Annotated in this window: 1 protein-coding gene and 1 CRISPR repeat array; the gene reads right to left on the bottom strand. The window is 67.6% G+C overall.

What is annotated here, in order from left to right; genetic code table 11:
- Position 1 precedes the first annotated feature (1 nt).
- A CRISPR array of direct repeats spans positions 2-823; the repeat unit is 29 nt; unit sequence CGGTTCACCCCCACCTGCGTGGGGAGTTC.
- 1,733 nt (positions 824-2,556) lie between these two features.
- Entirely contained in the window at positions 2,557-2,823 is a 267-nt protein-coding gene (locus GT354_RS51935; protein WP_161365506.1) for a hypothetical protein, read from the bottom strand.
- Between the last annotated feature and the right edge of the window lie 110 nt (positions 2,824-2,933).

Below are 2,933 nucleotides of genomic sequence, written 5' to 3' on the forward strand. Positions count from 1 at the left end.
TCGGTTCACCCCCACCTGCGTGGGGAGTTCTACAAGCCCTCCCAGATATCGGATCTCTTCGGCGGTTCACCCCCACCTGCGTGGGGAGTTCGACATGCCACAGATCGACGCCGAACTCAAGCCCGGTTCACCCCCACCTGCGTGGGGAGTTCGGCAACAGCAAAAGGTTGTGCGGCGGACCGCACGGTTCACCCCCACCTGCGTGGGGAGTTCCTCACGTAGCCACCTATTCGCGGCGCGCTTGACGGTTCACCCCCACCTGCGTGGGGAGTTCTGCTCCTGGTCGTCGCCGTCGAGCCCCGCGCGCGGTTCACCCCCACCTGCGTGGGGAGTTCGCCGGCGCTGTAGGGGCGGGACTCGAACACGTCGGTTCACCCCCACCTGCGTGGGGAGTTCTCCACCTCGTACAAGGCGCCGTCCAGGACACCCGGTTCACCCCCACCTGCGTGGGGAGTTCATGTTTGTGGAGTCCGTGGGGCAGGTCTGCGACGGTTCACCCCCACCTGCGTGGGGAGTTCGAGCAGGCGTTGGCGCGTTCGGCGCGCGATGCCGGTTCACCCCCCCCTGCGTGGGGAGTTCACGGGAAGACTCAACCGCGGCCGGTGGCGATCCGGTTCACCCCCACCTGCGTGGGGAGTTCGTTCGCAGGGGTAGCTATCTCGCCTGTACGGACGGTTCACCCCCACCTGCGTGGGGAGTTCGGGGGGTTCCTGCGTTGTGGTATCGGCGTAGGCGGTTCACCCCCACCTGCGTGGGGAGTTCCCGGATGTTGCGGGAGCGAATCACGCCGGAGGCGGTTCACCCCCACCTGCGTGGGGAGTTCACTTGTTGACCTGGCGGTTTCCTGGGGCTTTGCCGAATCGTGATCTGAATACGAGTATTGAGGAATCTATCTTGCCTGAATTCTGAAGTCGAAGTTCCTGTTTGGGTCGGGTTGACTGTTTATGTCGCATGCCCGTCGTGGCCTTGATGGGTCGTCTCGGAGTTGCCGAGTGCTGTTTTGTCGGGCTGGTGGGCGTCGTCGTTCGGGCCAGTCGTTGCCGGTGCGGGATCGGTTCGGCGGTGGGTGGTATGGGGTTTTGGAGATGAGTGCTTGCGTCTCAGTGGTGCGGATGTCCCCGGCGGTGGTCGTGCGGGTGGTGGCGAGAGCCATTTTATCCACCGGCTGCCCAAATGATGTCCCGGTGGGTGGTGGCGGTGACGGTGTGGATCCCGGGCCGAAGGTAAGTGTGGCTGCGGTCGGGGCTCGGCTGCGCGTTGCGGGCCGGTGTGTACGGGAACCGGGACTGGTGCACGTGACAGTTGTTCCATCTTCATGTGCCGTGTGATGCCGTCAGGCCCGGCGGTCGCGGTCATCGACGAGGCCGGGCATGGTGGCTGTCGCAATTGGCGGAACCACGCCGGGGTGGCGTCCGCCCGCAGTCGCCTCGGGAGGCCGCCGAGACCGGTTTTCCCGGAGGTGGGCGCGGGGTTGGGTGCAGCGTCGGCGCGTCGAGTGGAATCTGCGCGGACGCTCACGTGCCGGGCTGGACTGGTGTCTGTGGTGGGGTGTGCCCCACCGGCTCCGGGCGGTGGCCGTGGGGCGGCGGCGGAGCCAGGCAAGAGCCGCTGATACCCGAGTGGTTACGATCTTGGCCTCGTCGCTGGGGTACAGCGTGTGGGTGGGGTCGTTCGGGTGCAGTGGAGCTGGGGGCGCCGAGTTGATCCCCGTCGGGACGGCGCCGTTGGTGCCTGCGCCCCTGGGTTGGGCTCTCGGTTTGTCGCCGGAGCGGGCGGTGACCACGACCTCGCCGAGGCTGCTCAGGCTCGTGTCCACGTGATCGTCGTCGTCGGTGTCTGCGTTCACGTCTGCGACTGCGACTGCGACGGGTGCCGTGAATGCCGTCATCGGTAGGGGTGCGGGTACGGGTATGGCCACTTTTTCGGTGATCTCGCGGCCCAACGTGTCGGATGTTGTCGGGTGTTCGGGTCGGCCGCCTTCCATTCCGCCGCGTGACGCGTGGCCGTGACCGCAGTGCTTAAGCGAGGCGACTGCGTCGCGGTCTCCGCCGGTGTGCCGTCCCGGTTGACGTGCAGGCAGTGCTCCAGCGTGAACTGGGGTATCGACGTGGTCAGGGACGCAACCACGTTTGGCGGCGACCGGGTTGTGGACCGGGTGGAGCGTGGTTCCGTCCTCGGCGGTGGTCGACGCCAACTGTCGGAGGAACGCTGCGGCCCGTTCGGTCGCGAAACGATCCCGCTCCGGATCGTCCAACCGGGCCCGGCTCGCGATCGTGGTCCGGTGGCTGGTGAACCACCGGTACACAAGTAGGACTTGGGCCCGCGCGACGTCCTCGGGATCGGTGTCGCGGGTGCTTGGCCGGACGGCGGCAGCAGTGGCGGGGCCGAGGATGGTGACGCCTTGTCGTCGCCTCCGCCACTGCATCCCGCTGCCAACAGCCGTCCGGTTGCCGCGACCACGGCTGTACGGCGGCCCACGCGATCCTCTCGGTCGGTGATCACAGACCGTCCGTACGAGGAGGTGCCGCCGCGCCCCGGACCGTGGCCATCCCAACCTCAGGTACCAGCGGGCACTCGGCGTGCCTCGGCGTACAGATCGGCCAAGAGGTCGTGTCCCGCCCGGTCGGTCGCGTCGTGGGCCGTATAGCGCGCGGCATCGGCGGATGACGCTGCCTGCCCGGGCAGGCGACTCGTACGGGGTCGGCCCAAAGGCGTCGGATCTGGTTCGCGGCGGTACGTACCGGCTCGCCACCGCTCGTCGAGACCTGCGGTGGCGCCGACTTCGGCGGGAACGGCGGTGCTGAACCTCTTCAGGTTCGTCACGACAGCAACGTAGCCGCGGCGTGTTTGCGTGGGCCCGCCGGTTCCGGGGTGACCGCCCTGAGGTGGCGTTTCCGCAGGTGGAGGAGTTGGCGCGGGACAAGTGGGCTTGT

The organism is Streptomyces sp. SID3343 (genome assembly GCF_009865215.1).
Taxonomy (GTDB): Bacteria; Actinomycetota; Actinomycetes; order Streptomycetales; family Streptomycetaceae; genus Embleya.